Annotated in this window: 19 protein-coding genes; 6 read left to right on the top strand and 13 right to left on the bottom strand. The window is 61.5% G+C overall.

The features are described from left to right. Nucleotides 1–42: 42 nt before the first annotated feature. The 4 genes from NKI99_RS18710 to NKI99_RS18695 form a co-directional block, all read right to left on the bottom strand. Nucleotides 43–933 (bottom strand): DMT family transporter, encoded by an 891-nt coding sequence (locus NKI99_RS18710; RefSeq protein WP_023813567.1) that lies wholly within the window; start codon nucleotides 931–933, stop codon nucleotides 43–45. 12 nt (nucleotides 934–945) lie between these two features. Further along, nucleotides 946–1,272 (bottom strand): antibiotic biosynthesis monooxygenase family protein, encoded by a 327-nt coding sequence (locus tag NKI99_RS18705; protein ID WP_023813566.1) that lies wholly within the window; start codon nucleotides 1,270–1,272, stop codon nucleotides 946–948. 58 nt (nucleotides 1,273–1,330) lie between these two features. Continuing rightward, nucleotides 1,331–2,206, bottom strand: a complete 876-nt coding sequence (locus NKI99_RS18700; protein ID WP_352611652.1) for an alpha/beta fold hydrolase — start codon at nucleotides 2,204–2,206, stop codon at nucleotides 1,331–1,333. Nucleotides 2,207–2,363: 157 nt separating this feature from the next. Then, nucleotides 2,364–3,257, bottom strand: a complete 894-nt coding sequence (locus NKI99_RS18695; RefSeq protein ID WP_023813564.1) for a DMT family transporter — start codon at nucleotides 3,255–3,257, stop codon at nucleotides 2,364–2,366. A 91-nt stretch (nucleotides 3,258–3,348) separates the two neighbouring features. Here NKI99_RS18695 and NKI99_RS18690 point away from each other — a divergent pair, with 91 nt between their 5' ends. Continuing rightward, nucleotides 3,349–4,275: a LysR family transcriptional regulator gene (locus NKI99_RS18690; RefSeq protein WP_352611651.1), complete on the top strand. Its 927-nt coding sequence runs from the start codon at nucleotides 3,349–3,351 to the stop codon at nucleotides 4,273–4,275. A 39-nt stretch (nucleotides 4,276–4,314) separates the two neighbouring features. Here NKI99_RS18690 and NKI99_RS18685 read toward each other — a convergent pair whose 3' ends face one another. After that, nucleotides 4,315–4,902, bottom strand: a complete 588-nt coding sequence (locus tag NKI99_RS18685; RefSeq protein ID WP_352611650.1) for a hypothetical protein — start codon at nucleotides 4,900–4,902, stop codon at nucleotides 4,315–4,317. 125 nt (nucleotides 4,903–5,027) lie between these two features. Here NKI99_RS18685 and NKI99_RS18680 point away from each other — a divergent pair, with 125 nt between their 5' ends. After that, a complete protein-coding gene (locus NKI99_RS18680; protein WP_031213688.1) occupies nucleotides 5,028–5,261 on the top strand; it encodes a DUF2093 domain-containing protein in 234 nt (77 codons plus the stop codon). Between the two features lie 121 nt (nucleotides 5,262–5,382). Here NKI99_RS18680 and lpxK read toward each other — a convergent pair whose 3' ends face one another. The 6 genes from lpxK to NKI99_RS18650 all read right to left on the bottom strand — a co-directional run bounded on the left by lpxK (nucleotide 5,383) and on the right by NKI99_RS18650 (nucleotide 11,014). Beyond that, entirely contained in the window at nucleotides 5,383–6,408 is a 1,026-nt protein-coding gene (lpxK, locus tag NKI99_RS18675) for a tetraacyldisaccharide 4'-kinase (RefSeq protein WP_352611649.1), read from the bottom strand. A 1-nt stretch (nucleotide 6,409) separates the two neighbouring features. Then, nucleotides 6,410–7,726, bottom strand: coding sequence for a lipid IV(A) 3-deoxy-D-manno-octulosonic acid transferase (gene waaA / locus NKI99_RS18670; protein WP_027038607.1), 1,317 nt, complete (start codon nucleotides 7,724–7,726; stop codon nucleotides 6,410–6,412). After that, nucleotides 7,723–8,514 carry a lysophospholipid acyltransferase family protein gene (locus NKI99_RS18665; RefSeq protein ID WP_013532344.1) on the bottom strand — a complete coding sequence of 264 codons (792 nt, stop codon included), beginning with the start codon at nucleotides 8,512–8,514 and terminating at the stop codon, nucleotides 7,723–7,725. Before NKI99_RS18665 ends, waaA begins: the two co-directional genes overlap by 4 nt. Before the next feature lie 5 nt (nucleotides 8,515–8,519). Continuing rightward, nucleotides 8,520–8,765: a DUF4170 domain-containing protein gene (locus NKI99_RS18660; RefSeq protein WP_352611648.1), complete on the bottom strand. Its 246-nt coding sequence runs from the start codon at nucleotides 8,763–8,765 to the stop codon at nucleotides 8,520–8,522. A 103-nt stretch (nucleotides 8,766–8,868) separates the two neighbouring features. After that, nucleotides 8,869–9,684, bottom strand: a complete 816-nt coding sequence (locus NKI99_RS18655; RefSeq protein WP_352611647.1) for a 3'(2'),5'-bisphosphate nucleotidase CysQ — start codon at nucleotides 9,682–9,684, stop codon at nucleotides 8,869–8,871. Continuing rightward, complete coding sequence (locus NKI99_RS18650; RefSeq protein ID WP_352611646.1) at nucleotides 9,671–11,014, bottom strand: TldD/PmbA family protein; 1,344 nt, start codon at nucleotides 11,012–11,014, stop codon at nucleotides 9,671–9,673. The genes NKI99_RS18655 and NKI99_RS18650 overlap by 14 nt, the downstream gene beginning before the upstream one ends. 168 nt (nucleotides 11,015–11,182) lie before the next feature. Here NKI99_RS18650 and NKI99_RS18645 point away from each other — a divergent pair, with 168 nt between their 5' ends. After that, nucleotides 11,183–11,599: a VOC family protein gene (locus NKI99_RS18645; protein WP_352611645.1), complete on the top strand. Its 417-nt coding sequence runs from the start codon at nucleotides 11,183–11,185 to the stop codon at nucleotides 11,597–11,599. 23 nt (nucleotides 11,600–11,622) lie between these two features. Here NKI99_RS18645 and NKI99_RS18640 read toward each other — a convergent pair whose 3' ends face one another. After that, entirely contained in the window at nucleotides 11,623–12,873 is a 1,251-nt protein-coding gene (locus tag NKI99_RS18640) for an NAD(P)/FAD-dependent oxidoreductase (protein ID WP_352611644.1), read from the bottom strand. A 104-nt stretch (nucleotides 12,874–12,977) separates the two neighbouring features. After that, complete coding sequence (gene epmA, locus NKI99_RS18635) at nucleotides 12,978–14,018, bottom strand: EF-P lysine aminoacylase EpmA (RefSeq protein WP_352611643.1); 1,041 nt, start codon at nucleotides 14,016–14,018, stop codon at nucleotides 12,978–12,980. 117 nt (nucleotides 14,019–14,135) lie between these two features. Between epmA and efp the strand changes: the two genes are divergently transcribed. The 3 genes from efp (at nucleotide 14,136) to NKI99_RS18620 (ending at nucleotide 20,149) form a co-directional block, all read left to right on the top strand. Next, complete coding sequence (efp, locus tag NKI99_RS18630) at nucleotides 14,136–14,705, top strand: elongation factor P (RefSeq protein ID WP_128304774.1); 570 nt, start codon at nucleotides 14,136–14,138, stop codon at nucleotides 14,703–14,705. Between the two features lie 630 nt (nucleotides 14,706–15,335). Beyond that, on the top strand, nucleotides 15,336–19,700 hold the full coding sequence (locus NKI99_RS18625; RefSeq protein WP_352611642.1) for an NACHT domain-containing protein: 4,365 nt from the start codon (nucleotides 15,336–15,338) through the stop codon (nucleotides 19,698–19,700). Continuing rightward, nucleotides 19,682–20,149 carry a hypothetical protein gene (locus tag NKI99_RS18620; protein ID WP_352611641.1) on the top strand — a complete coding sequence of 156 codons (468 nt, stop codon included), beginning with the start codon at nucleotides 19,682–19,684 and terminating at the stop codon, nucleotides 20,147–20,149. Before NKI99_RS18625 ends, NKI99_RS18620 begins: the two co-directional genes overlap by 19 nt. Nucleotides 20,150–20,219 lie beyond the last annotated feature (70 nt).

Genomic DNA, 20,219 nt, shown 5'->3' with positions numbered 1-20,219 from the left:
CACTTGAGACCGGCAAGCCAAGGAGATCGGCCGACAATGCGGTCACCCGCGATTTTCGCCTGGCGGCCCGAGCAGCGCGATCGCAGCCGCCGCCAGCAGGAGGATCGCACCGGCGATTTCAGCCCAGCCGACCGCCTCGCCGAAGAGCCAGGCTCCGGCCGCTAAAGCGACGATCGGCGAAACGAAGGCGTAGAGCCCGGCACGGACGGTGCCCCAATCACGCATCAGCACGAGATAGAGCGTATAGGCGACGATCGTGCCAAACAGCGACAGGAACAGCAGACTGCCGATGGCGGCCGGCGTGTGCAGCGCCTCGAGCGTCTCACCCGAGATCGGCTCCAGCACGAGCGACAGCGCAAGCAGTGCAACACCGCCGATCGCAGCCTGGACCATTGTCAGCGCCAGTGGTTTGACCGCGCCCACCAGCGGGCGCGAAACCACGCTGCCGAAGCAATAACAAGCGGTCGCAACGACGATCGCAGCGAGCCCGATGCCGCTCGAACCGCTTCCCGCGCCAAGCCGCGTCCAGAACAGCCCAACCAGCCCAATGCTGCCGATAGCGAGCGCGGAAGCGTGGCGCCAGGTCGGTCGCTCCTCGCCGGTGAATGCGGCAATCGCGAACAGCAGGATCGGGATCAGCGCCAGGTTGACCAGCCCCGACAATCCCGAGGGCACGTGCTGCATTCCCCAGAAAAGCAGACCGTAGGTGCCGGTATTGACCAGCAATGCCGAGACCACCGTTCGCCCCGTTCGCCCGTGGGCGAATGCCGCGCCGGCTCCACGCACCGCTGTTGCCAGAAGCGCGGCGGTCAGCAAATAGCGCGCCGCCGCCAGCAGTAGCGGAGGCACGTCATTGAGACCGAGCTTGATCGCCGCCCAGGTCAGCCCCCAGATCAGCGACATCACCGCGAAGAAGGCGAGATTGCGAACCACCAGATTCGCCGCTCAGCGCAGTCCCTGACGATCGACAAGTATCCGGTGGATGTCGATCCGCTCCGGCAGCTCGATCAGGAACTCGGCATCGCGGTCCAGATGATGGACTTTGGTCGGTTCGCCTCTGGTAAAGGCCGTCATCGCTTGCATGTCGGCCCAATACGAGATGGTTGTGAACCACGTCTCGGCATCGCGGTCTTCGCGCAGCAATTGGACGCCAAGCGCCGTCTTCTCGAGGGGCGGAATACCCTCGGCACGCAGGTATGGCTCATAGGCGTCGGCGACGTCGCGGCGGGTGCGACCGCGCCAGATGCGCGCGATGGTCGGTTTGGTCGGCATGAGGTTCTCCTTCAGACAGGGGACAACAACTGAGCGCAGCAAGCGACGCCGGGTGAGATCAGCCGTGAACACGAGCCAGGAAATCGCGGACCAGCGGCAGCGCGTCGTCGAAATGTGTCTCGAGCAGCCAGTGACCCGCCCCCTCGATCAGATGCAGTTCCGCATCGGGCAGATCGCGATTATAGGCCTGCGCCGACGCCGCGGGCATATAGCCGTCCTCTGGCCCCCAAACGATCAGCGTGGGCGGGTGGTGTTCACGCAAATAAGCCTGGTAACGCGGAAACCAATTGAGATTGGCTTCCAGCTTCTCCATCAGACCGACGGCGATCTGCCGACGAACCGGCGTGTTCATCAATGGCCAGTGAAGGCTCCAGAGATCGGGCGGCACGCGGATTGCAACGTCGTCAGCCACTTCCCCGATGAACTCGCCCCGGAACCCGTCCTCGCTCACCGCGGCCTCGAGCGGACGGTGCTTGTCGGCGGTCTTGTCGGTCCACCAAGCCTTGATCGTGGCGTATTTGGGGCCAAGCACGTCCTCGTAGATGTCGCCGTTCTGGATGATCAGGGCGCTGATCCGCTCCGGGTGCGAGATCGCATGCCGGAGTCCTATCTGCGAGCCATAATCATGCAGCCACAAGGCGTAGCGTTCGAGACCGAATTCATCGGCAAGTTTGGAAAGCACGTTGGAATAGGCGGCGAAATCATAGCCGAAGGCAGCCGAATCGGGTGTGCCACTGTATCCGAAGCCGGGCCAGTCGAATGCAATCGTTCGCCAGCGGTCGGCGAGCGCCGGCATCAGTCGGCGGAATTGGAACGAAGAGCAGGGATAGCCGTGCGGCAAGAGCAAGACAGGTGCTTCTGGCGGCCCTGCCTCGCGATAAAAAATGGATAGATCATCCAGTTGCATGCGTCGGTGCGTCGTTGCACCCGGCATTCGGACCTCCGTCGAATAAACACCGGCTAAACGCCTTTGACCGAGGGATCGTTCCGAATGAGGGAAACGGCAATATGGATCAGGCCGGATCTCCGGATGACCAGCAAGGCAGGCAAAGGCGCAACTCCCGCCCGGGGAATGGCTCCGACTTACCAAATCATCTCTTCAAATTCACCACGATGACACCGCCCAGCGCCAGCGCGCCGCCGATTATGCCGAGCAGCGTCGGGACTTCGCCCAGCCAGAAGAAGCCGATCAGCGCGGACATCGGCGAGACCAGATAGAGGAAGTTGGAGGCACGTGCGGCGGGCAGACGCGACAGCGCGGTCGCCCAGGCGGCATAGGCGATCAGGCTGGGCACGATGCCAAGAAAGATGACGGCGCCGAGGCCTGCCGTGTCGGCAACCGCCGCCTGCGAAAAGGCCGACGGCAGGAAGGGCGCCAGGCATAGTGCGCCGAGCACCATGTTCGAAGCCGAAATGGTCAACGGATGATGGCGGGCAAACAGCGGCTTCTGGACGATAGTGTTGACGGCCGAGCACAAGGCCGAACCAAGCACCAGAAGAGCACCGGTGTTGAAAGACAGGCCATGCCCGTCGGCCATGGCGATGACGCCAATGCCGGCGAAGGAAATCACCGTGCCGGCCCAGGCCATGCCCGAAAAGCGCTCGCCCAGCAGGACCATCGCCATGATGGCGGTGAAGATCGGGCTGACATTGATGATGAAGCCGGCGGCACCGGCCGAGACGGTCAGTTCGCCGAAATTGAGCATGACGGTATAAAGCGCGACGAAGATGGCGCCGCCAAAGACAAGGCGCCACACTTCGTCGAGCCTGGGCAGCACCGGGCGCTTGACGGCCAGGAAGATCGCCGCCGGCACCGCGGCGATGGCAAAGCGCAATGCACCCAATTCCAGCGGTCCGAAGGCGGCGAGACCGGCTCGGATGGCGGGAAAGGCAGAAGCCCAGCCGACCACCGTCAGCGCGACAGCAATGGCTGCCGTGGTGTCCATCCGCTGTGTCGAATTCAACGTGCCCGTCATCGCGCTCATCTCACTGCCCTCGTATTCTTCGGTCCTGAGAGGCAGAAAACGCCATTTCAGGCCAGTTGACAAACGACCAAATCGAGGATCACCTGTGACTATGGATCACAGCTCGGACACAATGGTGCCGCTCGAGACGCTGCGCGCCTTCGATGCGGCGGCGCGGACAGGCAGCTTTTCGGCGGCCGCCGAAAAGCTCAATATCACCCATGGCGCCGTCAGCCGGCAGATCGCCAAGCTCGAGGACTGGCTGGGATTGAAAGTCTTCGACCGTGGTGCGCGCGGCGTCTCGCTGACGATCGAGGGGAACCGGCTGCATCTGCGCACGTCGGAAGCCTTTGCGCTGATATCGACCCATTCCGACCGCTGGGTCGAGCCGCGTGGCACCGCCGTGGTGCGGCTGACCTCGATCCCCTCGGTCAGCGGGCTGTGGCTGATGCCGCGCATGGCGGCTCTGGAGAACAATCCCTCGAAGCTGCGCATCGTGCTCGATGTCGACATCCGCCAGGCCGACCTTGCCGATGAGGGTATCGATCTCTCCATCCGCTGTGGACGCGGCGGCATTCCGGGCCGCGTCTCGGTGCAGCTTTTCGAGGAACATGTCTTCCCCGTCGCGTCACCCGGGCTTGCCCGCGAGATCGGCCGCGGCGACCCGGCCCGGCTGCTCAAATATCCGCTGATCAACGATTCCGACGCGTCTGCCTGGCGCGCCTGGTTTGCCGCGCAAGGCATGGATTATCGCCCGCGCCCGCAGGACCGCCGCTTCGAGGACTACAATCTGGTGCTCGACGCCGCCGCCTATGGGCTGGGCATCGCGCTGGCACGCCCACCCCTGACCGGGCATCAATTGCAATCGGGCCGCATCACGCCCGTCGATGAGCGCACCGCGCTCAATCCGGTGTCCTACTGGCTTGACCGGCCGATCGGGCGGCCGCGTGCCGCAGCCGCCGACCTCGCCCGCCGCATCGCGGCAGAGGCCGGGCTGGCTCCGGACAAGATCGAGGCGTTTATCGAAGCCGAGCGATAGGCCTCTCGGACATATATCGAGAACCGGCCGATTCGAAGCTCAGCGAAGCAACAACAGAACGAACCCGAGGATCACGATTCCCAGAAAACCGGCCATTATCGAAACAAAGCCAATTTTCACCAGCAACTGCTCAGGGTTCGGCACCGCACCATGGGATTGATTGGCCGGCCTGTGCCTGCCCGCCAATGTACCCAGGGCGGCAGCGTTGCGCGGGACTGGAGCCTGCGGCGGGATAAGCGACAGCAATGACAGCCCCGCAACCTTGGCAGGGGCATTGTCATTGGCCGTTGTCGAAAGCGGCAAGAAGGCTCGCAGCGTTTCGGCTTCGGGTTCTGCCTTTCTCGCCGCGATCGTTGCCAACGCCGCCTCTTCGCCCGTCTCAAGTTGGGCAAGATAGGCATCGACGATGCCAGCCGATGCGATCTGCTGCGATTTGACGGCCATCGGCGCGGCCGGCAAAGTCAACAGCGCTGGCGCTGTCTGTTGTGCGAGCAGAGACGGCGCCGGCGGCTGGACCAGCGCCTTGACCAGTGCCGTCATGACTGGATCAGCCTGCCCCGAGGGCACTGCCTGCGGCGTCATCACTTCCCTGAGCAAGGCGGGAAGACGAGTGGAGGAAATGTCCATTGCGGCCTGCCAACACCATTTTTCCGCCTCACAATAAGCGTTCAGCATTGTCTCAGGCTTGTCGCATGCTTGACCTCGCCGGGAATTTATGGCGATGAAATCCTCATGAACCCTGGCGTCCCCGCATGATGAACCGTTTCGAAGGCCCCGGCGGCAAGGAAGCCCGCATCCGCTATTTGGATGGCGACTTCCAGGTTACCAGTCCCGGCGCGTTCGTGCGTTGCGCGGTGACAGGCGAAAGCATTCCGCTCGACGAGTTGAAATACTGGAGCGTCGCCAGGCAGGAGCCCTACATCAGCGCCACCGCCTCGCTGCGCCGCGAAATCGAGATGCATCCGGAGCTGCGTAAGCGCGGTTAGAGCAGTTCCCCGTTTCACGGAACGGCGAACCGCTCCAGCTCTTTGTTTGACGCAATTCCCAAGGGAAAGCGCTATGCGCTTTTTCCCAGGAAAACCGTTTCACACTTTTCCTGGAATTGCTTTAGCCCTTCAGCTTGCGCTGGCGCCAGGCATCGAGCGTCTCGTCGATGATGCGCTCGGGAACGTGGTCGAGTTCGAAGACCGTGTCGATCTCGAGCACCTCGAGCCGGTCGAGGAAGTCCTGTGAGGCGCCGTGGCGCAGCCGGGCGGCGTCCTTGGCGGTGGTGATGAGCACCAGCCCTTCGGCGTGCGCGGTCGCCGCCAACTCGGCAAGTTCGTCCTCGGCATAGAAATGATGGTCCGGAAACGGCCGCGTCAACGCCAGTTCGCCGCCGGCTTCGCGCACCGTGTCGAAGAATTTCTCGGGATGGCCTATACCGGCGAAGGCGAGGAACCGCTTGCCGGCAAGCCCTGCCTTGCCGCTTGGCTCTGTATGGGCCTCGAAGATCGGCCGGCCGGCGCGTGCCGCCTGGCGGACGACGGCGTCGGCGGCAGTGCCCTCGCCCATTTTCAACAGCCCGCTGGTGAAGACCAGTTGATCGACGATCCTGGCTCGGAGCGGACCGCCCGGAATGACACGGCCATTGCCGATGCCATAGCGCGCATCGACGACGACCAGCGCATAGTCGATGTGGATGCGGGCGCTCTGGAATCCATCGTCCATGATCAGGAAATCGCAGCCATGCCGTTCCAGCAGCAGCCGGGCACCGGCGGCGCGGTTGGGCGTCACCGCCACCGGCGCGTGTTCGGCCAGCAGGAGCGGCTCGTCGCCGACATGCCTGGCGCTGTCGTGATGGATATCGACGACATGCGGCTCGGCGAAGGAGCCGCCATGGCCGCGCGACAGGAAGCCTGGTTTCAGATGCATGCGCTTGGCCTTTTCGGCGAGCGCGATGGCCACCGGTGTCTTGCCGGTGCCGCCAACCGTAAAATTGCCGATGCACAGAACGGGTGCCTCGATCTTCTCGCGCTTGGCCCGCCGCATGCCGCGGCCGGCGGCGGCGGCATAGATGGCCGATAGCGGCGACAGCGCCAAGACCCGCCAGTCCGGCTCTTCCCACCAGAATGGTGGTGCTTCGGAGGCCACGTTAGCGCCCGTTAGCGCCCTTCAGGCGCGACTTGACGACCAGCGGCTGGATATAGGGCTCGAGCGATTTCAGCGTGCGCGCCAGCGCGCCGCGCATTTCGTCGACGGTCGCCACGCCTGCCGCCATCATCTCGTGGCGCGCCACTTCGTTGGTCAGGAGGAAATTGACGGCGCCGGCCAGCATGTCGCGATCGCGCACCAGCTTGGCGCCGCCGCTGTCGAGCAGACGCTGGTAGGCCTCGCGAAAATTCTGCACATTGCGCCCGGCGAGAACCGCCGTGTCGAGCATGGCCGGCTCCAGCGGGTTCTGGCCACCCTCGGAGGTAAGCGAGCGGCCGACGAAGGCGATTTCGGTCAGCCGGAGATAGAGTCCCATCTCGCCGATCGTGTCGCCGAGCAATATATCCGTGTCGGCGGCGATCCTGTCGCCCTTGCTGCGCCGCGCGACCTTCAGGCCCATGCCGGAAATTTGTGCCGCAAGCGCCTCGCCGCGATCGGGATGACGCGGAACGACGATCGTCAGAAGGCCATGGTGGCGCTTGTGCAGCGTCGCGTGGACTTCAGCCGCGACCACTTCCTCGCCGTCATGGGTCGAGATCGCCGCCCAGGTCGGGCGCGTGCCTATCTGCCGCCGCAGCGTCGCCAGCGCCCGTTCGTCGACGGGCGGCGGCGAGGTATCGACCTTGAGATTGCCCGACACGGTGACCGGCCGCGCGCCGAGCGCCAGAAACCGCTCGCCATCGACATCCGACTGCGCCACGACGTGAGCCAGGTTCTCGAACAACGCCTCGGCGATGTTGGCCCGTTTCTTCCACGACTTGAACGAGCGGTCGGACAGCCTGCCATTGACCAGCACCTGCGGCACGCGGCGCGCGCCAAGCTCGAGGATGGTCATCGGCCAGATCTCGGATTCGGCGATGATCGCCAGGTCCGGCTGCCAGTGATCGAGGAACCGGCTGACCGCCGGCTTGAGATCGAGCGGTACGTATTGATGGATGATCCGATCACCGAGCCGCTCGTCGGCGACCTGCGCCGAGGTGACCGTGCCGGTCGTCAGCACGATGTTGACGCCGTAGTCGAGAATGCTTTCGACCAGCGGCACGACGGCTATGGTCTCACCGACGCTCGCGGCATGGATCCAGATCACCGGCCCGTCGGGGCGCGCGCGGCCGGCGACGCCATAGCGCTCGCGGCGGCGGTAGCGGTCTTCCTTGCCGCGCGAGGTGCGCCAGGCAACATAGGGCCCGACCAGCGGATAGGCTGCCGCACCCGCGAACCGGTAAGCCGACAGCATGGCCCGTGCCCAGCGGCCGCTCATCGCGGAGCATCCACGAGACGGTAGGCCTCGGCAGTCGCGGCATTGAGCGCGGTCGTCACTTCCTGGCGCTTGCGCTCCATTTCGGCGTCATCGGCGCCGGCCGCCACGAAGATCGGCTGGCCGATGACGATCGACGAACGGCCGAACGGCAGGTTGATGGTGGTCTTGTCCCAGCTCTTCTCCAGCACCTTGCGGCGGCTGGTGGTGATGGCGACGGGCACAAGCGGCCGGCCCGAGAGGCGGGCCAGGAGAACGATGCCAAGCCCTGCGTCTCGCGGCGTGCCGTGCGGAATATCTGCGATCATGGCGACGTTCTTGCCGACGGCGAGCGACTTTTTCAGGGCGATAAGCGCTTTTGCCCCACCCTTGTCGAGATGCCTGGCATTTTCCCGCCCGCCCGACCCGCGCACCGCCTCGATGCCGAATTTTTCCAGCATCAGCGCGTTGAGCTCGGCATCGGCGCTGCGTGAGACCATGGCGACCAGCGGCTTGCGCTTGGGGTAGTAGGCCGGCGTCAGCAGATGCTGGCCGTGCCACAGGGCTATGATGCCAGGCTCGAACTCGGTATAGGCGCCGCCCGAAAACCGCGCCGAGCCCTCCACGACGCGATTAGTGAGGCGCACGAAGCGGACGAACTGGGCGAACAGGCTGGCGATGGCGTTCTTGACGAATCGCGACTGCGCCAGCGGTTGGCGAATCTTGCGCCAGAAGGCCTTGGTCGTGCGGCTGCGTCCCCTGCCCGTGGGCGCGGCATCGCTTGCTGGCCCTTTCGCCAGGTCATGCTCCATCGAAGTCAACCGGCAGCCTTGTTGTCGGGGTCCAGCAGCCGGTGCAGATGAACGACGAAGTAACGCATGTGGGCGTTGTCCACGCTGGCTTGCGCCTTGGCTTTCCATGCCGTGTGCGCGGATTGATAGTCGGGATAGATGCCGACGATGTCGAGGCCCTCGAGATCGCGGAATTCGGTGCCGCCAAGCTTCTTGAGTTCACCACCGAACACCAGATGCAAAAGCTGTTTCTTTCCGTCTTCCGCGGGCATGTCGGTCCTTCACATATCGTGAGTTTGTCACAGGTCTAGACCAAAGCCGCCAACTTTGGAACCTTTAGGGCGAGATGAATTCATCTCGCCGGGGAAAACGCTTTCACGCGTCCAGGCCGGCGATGACGCCGGCGAGCACGGCCAGCAATTCACCGCTGCCGGCAGCAAGGGCGCCGTGGCGGGTCACCTCGCCGGCATAGAGCGGAGCGCGACCGTGCTGGTCGAGCAGCTGGCCGCCGGCCTCGCGCAGGATGAGGTCGGCCGCCGCAATGTCCCAGTCATGCGCGTTCGGCTTGACGAAAGTGGCGTCCAGCGCGCCATTGGCGATCATCGCCAGCCGATAGGCGAGCGAAGGGCTGTAGGGCGCCCGCTTCAGCCGCGCCTGCCATTCGGCCGGCATCAGGTCGGTCAACTGCTTCAGCCCGGAAATCTCGGCCGTGTCCGCCAGCTTGCGAACCGCAATGCGCTTGCCGTTGCGGAAGGCACCTTGGCCGGGCAGCGCCCAATAGGTTTCCTCCATCGCCGGGCATTCCAGCACGCCGGCCAGCGTACGGCCACGCTCGACGACGGCGACGCTGACGCACCAGGTGCGCTGGCCTTCCAGAAAACCGCGCGTGCCGTCGATCGGGTCGACGACGAAGGTGCGGCGTGCCGAAAGCCGGACCGGATCGTCGACCGTCTCTTCCGACAGCCAGCCATAATCCGGCCGCGCCGCCAGCAATGTTTCGCGCAGGTAGGCGTCGGCGGCATGGTCAGCCTCGCTCACCGGCGATGTGCCGCCCTTCATCCACACTTGCGGGCTGTTGCCGAAGTAGCGCATGGCGATGAGCCCCGCCTCGCGGGCGGCATCGCGCAGCAGCGGCAAGTCCCCAGAGGCGCCGGAGATGGCCCCGGCTATGGTCAGGTCATGCTCCGGCAAGGGTCATGCCTTCGATCAGGAGCGTCGGCGCGGCGGTGCCGAAATTGCGGTCGAGGTCATCGGCCGGCACCATGTTGAGGAACATCGTCTTCAGGTTCGAGGCGATGGTGACCTCGGCGACCGGATAGGCAAGCTCGCCATTCTCGATCCAAAAACCGGAAGCGCCACGGCTGTATTCGCCAGTGATCATGTCGACGCCCTGGCCGAACACTTCGGTGACGTAGAAGCCGGTCTTGAGCGATTTGATCAGCTCTTCCGGCGACCGCTCGCCAGGCTCGATGGCGAGATTGGTGGAGGATGGCGTCACGGAAGAGCCGCCGCGTGCGCCGCGGCCGTTGGTGACGAGACCCAGTTCCCTTGCGGCCGAGGTCGACAGGAACCAGTGGTTGAGCACGCCTTTCTCGACCATCAACAGCTTTTCGCCCTCGACGCCCTCGCCGTCGAACGGCCGCGAGGCCTGGCCACGCCGCCTGAGCGGCTCGTCGGTGACGGTGATGGCGGACGCGGCCACCTGCTTGCCCATCATGTCGCGCAGAAACGAGGTCTTGCGCGCGACCGAGGCGCCATTGATGGCGCCGGCCAGATGGCCGGCGATGCCGCGCGCGACGCGCGGGTCGAACACCACGTCTACCGGTCCGGTCGCCGCCTTACGCGCGCCAATGCGGCGCACCGCGCGTTCGCCGGCCTTGCGGCCGATGTCTTCGGGCGCATCGAGATCGGCAAAATGCTGGCGCGAGGAGAATTCATAGTCGCGCTCCATGCCGGTGCCCTCGCCGGCGATGACGCTGGCCGAGCGCGAGAACCGCGAGCCGATATAGTGGCCGAGGAAGCCATGCGAGGTGGCCAGCACCAGGCCACCCAGACCGGCACCGGCGCTGGCGCCGGCCGAATTGGTCACGCCCTTGACGGCAAGCGCTGCCGCTTCCGCCGCCAATGCGGCTTCCTTCAACTGGTCTGCCGACACTTCGGTGGCGTCGAAAAGATCGAGATCGCGCGTCTGTTTGGCGAGCAATGCCGGGTCGGCCAGCCCCTGATAAGGATCCTGCGGCGACACTTTCGCCATCGCCACGGCGCGCTCGGCCAGTGTTTTCGGGTCGGACGCCGCCGTCGCGGAGACACTCGCCACGCAGCCGCCAACGAAAACGCGCAGCGCCACATCCTCGCTTTCGGAGGCTTCGGTAGCCTCGACCTTGCCGAGACGCACCGACACCCCGGTCGAGCGGCCGCGCACGGCCACCGCGTCGGCGGCATCGGCGCCGGCCTTCTTGGCAGCCTCGACCAGAGCCGCGACGCGGTCGGTCAATTTTGCTGCGTCTGATATATCGGTCATGCCTGAAATCCTGCTGGTGCGGCCGGTGTGCGGCCGTTGCCCACCCATCTATTGTTCCGGTCCGGCTTGTGCAATGGCATAGGCTTCAATCAAAATGCAGCGTGGACGGTTCAAAACCGCGAACCCTGTGACGCAAAATCGGTTCGCAGCCTGCACGGAGCATTTTCGATGACGCCTTTCCATCTCGCCTTTCCGGTCCGTGATCTCGATGAAACCCGCGTTTTCTATGGCGAGGTGCTGGGCTGTGCGATCGGCCGTTCATCCGCGACCTGGGTGGATTTCGACCTCTACGGCCACCAGATGTCGGCGCATCTGCGGCCGCAGGCCGCACAGGCCCCCAGCGACGGCAAGGTCGACGGCATTGTCGTGCCGATCCCGCATTTCGGCGCCGTGCTGTTGATGGACGACTGGCAGAGCCTGGCGGCACGGCTGGAGGCGCGCGACGACATCGACTGGCTGGAACGGCCGATGGTGCGTTTCAAGGGCGAGCCCGGCGAACAGGCAACGCTGTTCATCCGCGATCCCTCGGGCAATGCCTTGGAATTCAAGGGCTTTCGCTCGCTGGAGCAGGTTTTCGCGCACTAGCTCAGATCGGGGGCATCGGTCGATCAACGGCCGAAACGGCCCGCCGCGAAAGGTGCGAGCCGAGCCGGATCGCCGCGTCCGCCGATCAAGTCGGCGACCAGCCGCGCGGTGATCGGAGCCAGCGTCAGGCCGAGATGGCCGTGCCCGAAAGCATGAATTACGCGGGAGCTGCCGCGCGAAGCGCCGATGACCGGCCTGGAATCCGGCAGGGACGGCCGGAAACCGAGCCATTGCGAGGCAGGCGAGCCGAGCCTGGGAAAAATCTGCCTGGCGCCACGGTCAAGCAGCGCCAGCCGGCGCGGATTTGGCGGCGCGACCAGGCCGCCGAGTTCGACGGTGCCGGCGACCCGCAAGCGGCCAGCCATCGGCGTCAGGTAGAAACCAAGATCGACGGGACAGACAGGTCGGTTGAGCAGCGGCGCGTCGGTCTGGAATTCCAGATGATAGCCGCGCTCGGTCTCGAGCGGAATCCTGTCGCCGGCCTGCGCGGCCAGTGCGCGCGACCGTGCACCGGCGGCGATCACCACCGTGCCAGCCTTGATGCGAACGCCGGGTCCGCTGAGCTGGACACCATCAGCCTCGACCTGCAGCCAGGTGATCTCAGCCTGCTTTACCGATGCACCACGGGCACTCACCACGCCCAGCAACCGCCGCATCACCATTGCCGGATCGGTGACATTAATCGAGTCGGGAAAATACACGCCATGCGCTGCTGTCGCCGGCAGGCCCGGCTCAAGCGCCGCCACCTCTTCGGGAGTCAGCACCTCTTGGTGGATGCCAAGCCCAGCGCGCATTGCCCGGCCGCCGGCGCCAGCGGCAAAATCGCTCTCGCGGCGATAGAGGTAAAGACAGCCATTGCGGCGCAGCAGGTCCTCCAGCCCGGCCTCCCCGGCCATGTCTTCCCAGGCCGGGAGGGCGTCGGCCAGCAGTCCGGCGAGCGCCAGCGCATTGGCCCGGGTGGCCGCCGGCAGCGATTGCCGCATGAACCGAACGAGCCACGGCGCAAGCTGCAGCAGCGCCGGCCAGCGCAGCGAAAACGGGCTGTCGGGATCAAGCAGCAGCTTTGGCAACGCCCGCAGCACCGCAGGAGTGCCGACCGGCATGCAGGCATATTCGGCGATCGTTCCGGCATTGCCGAACGACGCGCCGGAGCCCGGCTCGTTCGGATCGATGAGCAGGACTTCACAGCCGTCCGCGACAAGGCGAAGTGCCGTCGCCAGCCCGACAACTCCGGCGCCGACAATGGCGATTTCGACCGTTTCAGAAGCAGCCACTGTAGATCTTCCCGATTGACCAGTACCGATCATGTGGTCTCTTGGTTCGGGGTCGCGGTCCAGTCTTGATCCCTGGAATCGAATAGGCCAGATCTTTCCGCGCCTCAGGCAACCGGCGTCCAGATCACATCCTCGATCTTCTGCGCGCCGGTCGCCAGCATCACCAACCGGTCGAAGCCGAGCGCGATGCCGCTGGCCGGCGGCATGATGGCCAGCGCCGCGAGGAAATCCTCGTCGAGCGGATAGCGCTCGCCATAGATGCGCTGTTTCTCGTCCATCTCGATGACGAAGCGCCGGCGCTGCTCCTCGGCATTGGTCAGTTCGCCAAAGCCGTTGGCGAGTTCGACGCCGCAGCAATAGAGCTCGAAGCGCTCGGCGACGCGCGGGTCGCGCGGGCTCGGCCGCGCCAGTGCCGCCTCGGCCACCGGATATTCGCACAGGATGGTCGCTCGCCCCTGCCCGAGGAATGGCTCGACCTTTTCCACCATCACCCGGCTGAACAGGTCCGCCCAACTGTCGTCGGGCGCCGTGCGCAGGCCGGCCCGGGTCAAGGCCGAATATAGCGCGTCGCGGTCGGTGCTGCCGTCGGCGGCGACCGTGGCCAGCAGGTCGATGCCGGAATAGTGGGTGAAAGCATCCGCCACCGTCAGCCGTTCCGGCTCGGCAAACGGATCGCAGTCGCGGCCCCGAAACGAGAAAAGATTAGCCCCTGCCCTTGTCGCGGCCAGCGCCAGAAAGGCCGCGCAATCCAGCATCAGGCTCTCATAGGCCTCGCCCACCCGGTACCATTCGAGCATGGTGAACTCGGGATGGTGCAAGGGGCCGCGCTCACGGTTGCGGTAGACCGGACCGAAGCTGAAAATCCTGACTTCACCGGCGGCGAGCAGCTTCTTGCAGGCGAATTCCGGCGAGGTGTGGAGATAGAGCGGCGCCCTTGCACCGTCCGGCCCGACCGCTTCGGTGGCGAAAGCCGCCAGATGCGCCTCGTTGCCGGGTGAGACCTGCAGGGCCGCCGTCTGCACCTCGACGAAATCATGGGCGGCGAACCAGTCGCGCAGGCCGGCGGCGATGCCGTTGCGCAGCATCAGCCGCGGGCGGCGGTCGGCATGGACATGCGGCGTCCACCAGGGCGAAGCTTCGGTCATGGGGCTCAGATCATGGTGGAATGGGGCTGGCGGCGGCGGCCAAGATGCGGTAGGCCCCCACCCAGCGCCGCACAAGCCGGCAAACGCCAGTCAACTCTTCTTGCAGGATTTAAAACCGTGGTGAAAGTCATCGCCAGTTCGCTCCGCAAAGGCAATGTCGTCGACAGGGACGGCAAGCTTTATGTGATCCTCTTTGCCGAAAACATCCACCCAGGCAAGGGCACGCCGGTGACGCAGCTCGACATGCGCCGCATCGGCGACGGGGTGAAGGTTTCGGAGCGCTACCGCACCACCGAACAGGTGGAGCGCGCCTATGTGGAAGAGCGCGAGCACACCTTCCTCTACCGCGACGGCGAAGGCTTTCATTTCATGAACCCGGAAAGCTACGACCAGGTGGCGGTGTCGGAAGCCGTGGTCGGCGACATGGCGCCTTACCTGCTGGAAGGCATGGCCGTGCAGGTGTCGCAGTTCAACGGCATTGCCATTTCCCTGGTGCTGCCGCAGCGCGCCACCTTCGAAGTGGTGGAAACCGAGCCGACGACCAAGGGCCAGACGGCCTCGTCCTCATACAAGCCGGCCGTGCTGTCCAACGGCGTGCGCACCTTGGTGCCGCCGCACATCGCACCAGGCACCCGCGTGGTGGTGATGACGGCCGATGGGGCCTATGTGGAGCGGGCGAAGGACTGAACCGCTACGCGTCCTTCCAGTCTAAAGGGTTACAGGAGCACTCCCGCGAACAGACGGCAGGCTATCTATGATTGTTGGACGACACACGCCGAAAGCTCCGCATGCGCCGATCCCAGCGCTTGCTCGAGATTGACGGCCTGATCTGAACCGTCTTTCCAATACCGTCCCTTCGATTTTCTCCTACCGCCGCGCCGCGTTTCGATGAGGACGGTCGGCGAACGCTGTGAAGTTTGGGAGAGATTTTTGCGGGCGAGTGTTCGTTGAATGGTGCATAACGAAACTCGACGCAGCCGATCCGCCGTCTGGTTTTTGCGTGAGCATGGGAAGACGCTGCGTCGATCTCGGACTTATCTAGAGACGCAAGCCGTGCGGGATAAGCTCTCAATACACTTGCTTGCTACCGGTAGCGCGCCTAGAAACAAAACAGGAACGTACAATGGATTGATGTCTTTATGCATCAAGTCTACAGAAGGTTGCCATGGTAGGGAGTGACAGCGCCCATCGACTCGGCTGTGCATGAAGAAAGCCAAAACCTTCGCTGCCCATCAACTGGGAGCAATCTTTTGATCGAAAAACATGACAGTGCCCCAAATGAACTTTGATCACCTTGCCTCTCGTTTGGAGCCAGTTTTGACCGGCCTCATCGAGGAAGGCGGTACATTTGCAGAGCTTCTCGGCACAGAACTATCCAAGAAAGCATCGGGCAGTTTGGCAGGAGCGGCAATCAGCCTGGTTCAATCGCTTGGCAAAGCTGCGTGGAAAACCGTTCGGTCGTCCCGAGCACGTAGAAAATTTCAAAGGAGATGGAGCGCATCAGCATCATCAGTTCAACGTCAACAGGCAATTCGACAGTTATTAACTGAGGATCCAAAGCGAGCCCAGTTGCTTTCCGGACTTCTATTGAGACTCGATTTTCTGCGCGCCGTTGCCGAGCACGCCGAGCAATTACCAAACATCGGCTTACTTGACGCTACAAGACGCCTCTCGGAGGTCTATGTTCCTCTGAAAATTAGGCAAATCTCTGATACCAAATCCTTCAACACATTGCCCTCTGGTGAAGCCCTAAGAGCCAATTCAATTTTCGATGGATCTCCTACCGACCTGTTGCACTCAGGTAATCATCTGGTTGAAGGAGCACCCGGAGCCGGAAAAACAACACTCGCGCGATGGCTAGTGGCCTTCGAAGCTCGAAGTATTCTTGAAGATAGAAGCAAAGTGGCCTTCGAGAAAATACGACTACCTGTGTTGGTCACCGCTCGGTCTCTGCAAACCGCCCAATCCGATTTCGCCGCGGCTTTGCATCGAGCTGTCAATCTTGAGATGTCCCTCGCTAGTCTCGGAATGATCCCCAACGAGTTTTTTCTTCCCTATTCAGAATCGGGCCACAAGTCGTGGCTCATCATCATTGATGGGCTGGATGAAGTCGAAGAGCCACACGAACGCCAGCACATCTGGGATGTCCTAACCAAACTCCACAGCCAAGCAGCAGACACCTTCAGGTTCATAGTATTCACGCGACCGAATGCCGTCCGATTAGATCAAGAAGGGATCGCTTTCCAGCGCTGGTCCGTTTGTTCACCTACAGAATCTGACCGCAGGCTGATTGCAAAGCGTTACATAACCCAGAGTGAGAGAGCCGATCAGTTCTTGGCTCGCCTTGGAACTGAAGGGCTTGCAGACGCCTATCGGACGCCTCTCTTCGAAGCGATAGCGGCTTCAATCTTTAGCCGCACCGGCTTCATGCCCAGAACAAGAGTTGACTTGTGCGAGGCTTTTGTTTCCGCCCTTATCGACAAATCCACCGTCTCTGACTTGAATAGGCCTTCAATAATTGGTCTTCTGAGCTCAATATCGGAAAGAACGGCGAGCGGGATTGACAATGTCACAGAATGGGATGGCCTTATATCGCCAAATACGCCTCGTCTTGAAATCTCTTTTAAGCTAAACGAGATTATTTTAAAGACGGGCCTCGCTCGGTATACGAACGGATCGCACCTCTTCATTCATGATATATTTAGGTCATACTTCTTCGCACTGAAGGTTTGCAAATTACACGAACCTACTTCGGGCGTCTGGAGAAAAGTTGATCCATTTAGTGTCGGATGGACCACTGTCCAATATATCTGCGAAATCTGGGAGCAAACGGGTAAAGATATCTCGATTGCCGTCCGTGAACTGCTACATTTTGGCGACAACGGTGAAATATGTGGGACCGAGGTTTGCATCTCTTGCTCGGCAGTCAACGACAAGGTGGCTGGCGAAATTGCCGACCGTATCATTCGCGATATGTACTCGACCGGCGCCACAATTTCTGGGCTCGATGCTTTGTCTCGACTGGCCACCCATCGAGCAATCGTTTTAGAGAAACTAGTTGATTGCGTGTATTCGGATCGCGACTTGGTCGGTGGGAAGGTGGAATTTGCCAACTGCATCCTTAGTGCTGGGCATTTAGATGAAGCATTAGAGGCTCTGGTATTTATTGCCGAAAGCCAACACGAATATCACGGTGACCGGATTCGAGCTGCGGAATTGCTATGCGAGAATGGCCGAGGGGAACTTGGCCGTGAAGTTTTGGCTGAGATGGCCAAGGAAGCGGATGAACTGTGGATGCGTGCAGAAGCAGCCGTCATCCTCTTTCAAAATGACCGCTCGGATCCACATCGCAAGCTTGTCGCGGAACTTTTCCAGGAAGAACCCGACGACAATCTCGATCGCATTTTTGAAAGTACAATCGCCCGCCTTCTTTCTTTTGGCGATGAGGGACTTGCCTTGCCAGCCATTAGGGGCCGAGCAAAGGCTCCTACAGAGCGCCCCATTCTCCAAGGCCTGAGCGATCAAATCGCAGCGTGTAAGGCGATAGCGGATCATCATGATCGTGGTGAGGCTGTCTCGGCACTGAAACTGTTGCTCTCTTGGGAGCACATCTCTCTTCGCAACAGTGCCGAGGTCCTGGAAGCGCTCGCTGATGTTGGTGCTGAAGACTTCGCGCGAAACACTCTTCTCAAATTGATAGGAAGCGGTCCAACATACGAAGGCACGGACTGGTTTGTGCTAAAGTTACTAGCGCGACTTGGACTTGAAGTGGAGCTAAGGGCCGTCGGATTCTACCTGCTACGCTTCCATTTGGAGCACGGTCATCGCGGGTACGCAAGCGACATAGATGGCATAATCTCCAGGCTAAGTTCTCACGTTGATCGCAGCGAGATTGCTCATATCATAAGATACCAGCTTCAGAGAAATCATGACACTCGCCTCGCGTCGAGCTTGGCGACCCTCGGTTTTAGAGACGAAGCGTGCGGTCTCCTAAAGGCGTGGGGCAAGAGCGGTGACCTCGACCTACAGATTGACGCGGCGCGAACTCTTTGTCTCATTGGCGAGCGCGATCTTGGCCTTCGATCGATCAACCGGCTTATAAGGGACGGCGGACTCGGATTTGAAATCCGTCTGCGTGCCACTGATAGTCTCGAACGCGTCAACGAACTGGACGCCGCAAAAAAAGCATACACTTTGCTGCTTAACGACAAGACCCTGAGCATGTCAGAGCGATGTCGTGCTGCGCAGCATTTTGACTGGGACGGATCGGACAACGGCGAGGCGATCTGGGAAATCTTGCTTCCCCATCTCTTTGACGATCACGTCTCGCTAGAGGACCGAATAGCAATTGCGGATACCTTGCTGAGAACGGCATCTACTGATTGGGGGGACTTTGACCGCCCAGAGGTCATTGATGAGCTATTTTCTATATTGGAAGCGAGCGCTCCGTCGCCGACAAATGCCTGGAATATCATTTCCATTTTGGCAGAAAATGGATTGCCTATTGCCGAGATACCGAGAGCATTGGAACTGGCGGACGATATTTCACTACCTGTGGAGACCAGAATAGAGGGATTGCAGACATTTCTTTTCAGAACTTCCGATGGGGTTGCGGCTAATAAACTGTTGGAAATCGCGAAGACACCAGATCTTTCTTATGATATTTCGATAAACGCCCTTTCAACTTTAGATTCTGAAAATCCATCTGGAGAGCCGCATCGCCTTCTCAGTTTGATCGTTGGTGATCCTATGGCCCCACCGAAGTGGAGACTGAAGGCGGCGTCAGAGATGTCAAGGCAACGCGGCAGGCGTGGTTTAAACGAATTTGAAGTGGCGGTTATTTGTGATCCTAGCGTATCCGTGAGAGAACGTGTCGGTGCGTTGCTTGACCTCAAGCAAGTCTCCGTCGACGACCAGATAGCCCTGCTCAAGGGAATTTCCGCTACACCACGTCTCGACGCTTGGGGTCGCTTATCTATTGCTGAGGCCGCGCTACAGGCAAAGGCAGTTGATTTTGTCCGAAATCTGCTGAGAGACGCCCTGTTGGATACTCCATGCTCAACCGCCGAAATGGTGAAGATGGCCGAACTGTATCATGCTATCGGCGAAAGTAGACAGGCGATCAGCCTGCTGGAGCGGATTGCGAACCTCGCGGACAACGTGCTTGCGGAGACGGAGGATCATTCTTCGACAATTGAAGCTGCCACCCTCCTCGCGAAGTGGGGGCGCGACACTGACGCGAAAGCCCTTTTGCTCCGCCTTGTCCGACTAGTTGGCTGGCGCGATCTCACGGACATTCTAGACTGCATTGGGCGCCTTTCAGGTGAAGATGAAGCCCGTCAAGCGGCATGCGAGCTACTACCGAAACTCGTTGCGGAACCCAACAATCCGTCAAATGATTACATGTTCTACTGGAGGAGATTGTATGAAGAATTTCTTGCCAATGGATGGACCAACGAACTTTCACCCCTTCTGATTGTCGTACAGGATTCATCTAAATTACTGAGCGATCGCGCCGAAGCGGCTGCGACGATCTACCGAAATAGCTTCCGCGATACATCGCGAAACTGGGCATCAATAGCTCAGGGTACTTTGATTGAGTTCTCCAACCGCGAAAATCTATCAGCACATGAGCGTGCCAATTTGGTAGCTGTTCTGAATTCGTGCGACCTTGGCTTCTGATCAAGAACAATCATCGAGCCGCGGATCAGGAAGCTGTTGAAGAACTCGATGACGAAAAGGAGGCAGCGAAGGCATTTGATCCGCAAGAACCGATTATGGATCGATTGTTCGACCTCAGAGATTTGGTTCTTGAGCACGGGAACAAACTGGCCCTACGAATTATTTTCGATACTGCCAAAAGTAAGCAAGGGAATCCAAGCGATCGACTGATGGCTGTGGATGTCTTGGAGGAATTGGGTTACCGCGCCATCCCCATGGAACTACTGCCCGAGATCTTATCCCATCCGGAAGTGGACGACTACTGGGCCGGCGAACTGCTCCTTCGCTTCGGCGACAAGGCGAGGGCGTTGAACCTCTTTGAAAAAGCGATAGAAAATTGTCCTGAGGGGTATCGAGATCAGATCGCTCGGGAGCTTGCCAACCTTCAAGCGAGCGTACGCATCCGGTGAAGACCGCAGACGTGCGTATCCGGCGGCCTTGAGCACCGCGGTGCTGGGGTCAAGCTTTCGATGGGGAGAC

The sequence above is a fragment of the Mesorhizobium sp. M0239 genome, assembly GCF_040321815.1.
In the GTDB taxonomy this organism is placed as follows: domain Bacteria; phylum Pseudomonadota; class Alphaproteobacteria; order Rhizobiales; family Rhizobiaceae; genus Mesorhizobium.
This window is presented reverse-complemented; position numbering and strand designations above follow the sequence as displayed.

What these genes read in the sequence shown, in the direction of transcription:
- waaA (WP_027038607.1), bottom strand. Translation starts at nt 7,726, where the DNA reads ATGAGCGGCCGCTGGGCACGGGCCATGCTGTCGGCTTACCGGTTCGCG.
- NKI99_RS18695 (WP_023813564.1), bottom strand. Translation starts at nt 3,257, where the DNA reads ATGAGCGCGATGACGGGCACGTTGAATTCGACACAGCGGATGGACACC.
- NKI99_RS18680 (WP_031213688.1), top strand. Translation starts at nt 5,028, where the DNA reads ATGATGAACCGTTTCGAAGGCCCCGGCGGCAAGGAAGCCCGCATCCGC.
- NKI99_RS18700 (WP_352611652.1), bottom strand. Translation starts at nt 2,206, where the DNA reads ATGCCGGGTGCAACGACGCACCGACGCATGCAACTGGATGATCTATCC.
- NKI99_RS18705 (WP_023813566.1), bottom strand. Translation starts at nt 1,272, where the DNA reads ATGCCGACCAAACCGACCATCGCGCGCATCTGGCGCGGTCGCACCCGC.
- NKI99_RS18650 (WP_352611646.1), bottom strand. Translation starts at nt 11,014, where the DNA reads ATGACCGATATATCAGACGCAGCAAAATTGACCGACCGCGTCGCGGCT.
- NKI99_RS18665 (WP_013532344.1), bottom strand. Translation starts at nt 8,514, where the DNA reads ATGGAGCATGACCTGGCGAAAGGGCCAGCAAGCGATGCCGCGCCCACG.
- NKI99_RS18660 (WP_352611648.1), bottom strand. Translation starts at nt 8,765, where the DNA reads ATGCCCGCGGAAGACGGAAAGAAACAGCTTTTGCATCTGGTGTTCGGT.
- NKI99_RS18645 (WP_352611645.1), top strand. Translation starts at nt 11,183, where the DNA reads ATGACGCCTTTCCATCTCGCCTTTCCGGTCCGTGATCTCGATGAAACC.
- NKI99_RS18690 (WP_352611651.1), top strand. Translation starts at nt 3,349, where the DNA reads ATGGATCACAGCTCGGACACAATGGTGCCGCTCGAGACGCTGCGCGCC.
- epmA (WP_352611643.1), bottom strand. Translation starts at nt 14,018, where the DNA reads ATGACCGAAGCTTCGCCCTGGTGGACGCCGCATGTCCATGCCGACCGC.
- NKI99_RS18685 (WP_352611650.1), bottom strand. Translation starts at nt 4,902, where the DNA reads ATGGACATTTCCTCCACTCGTCTTCCCGCCTTGCTCAGGGAAGTGATG.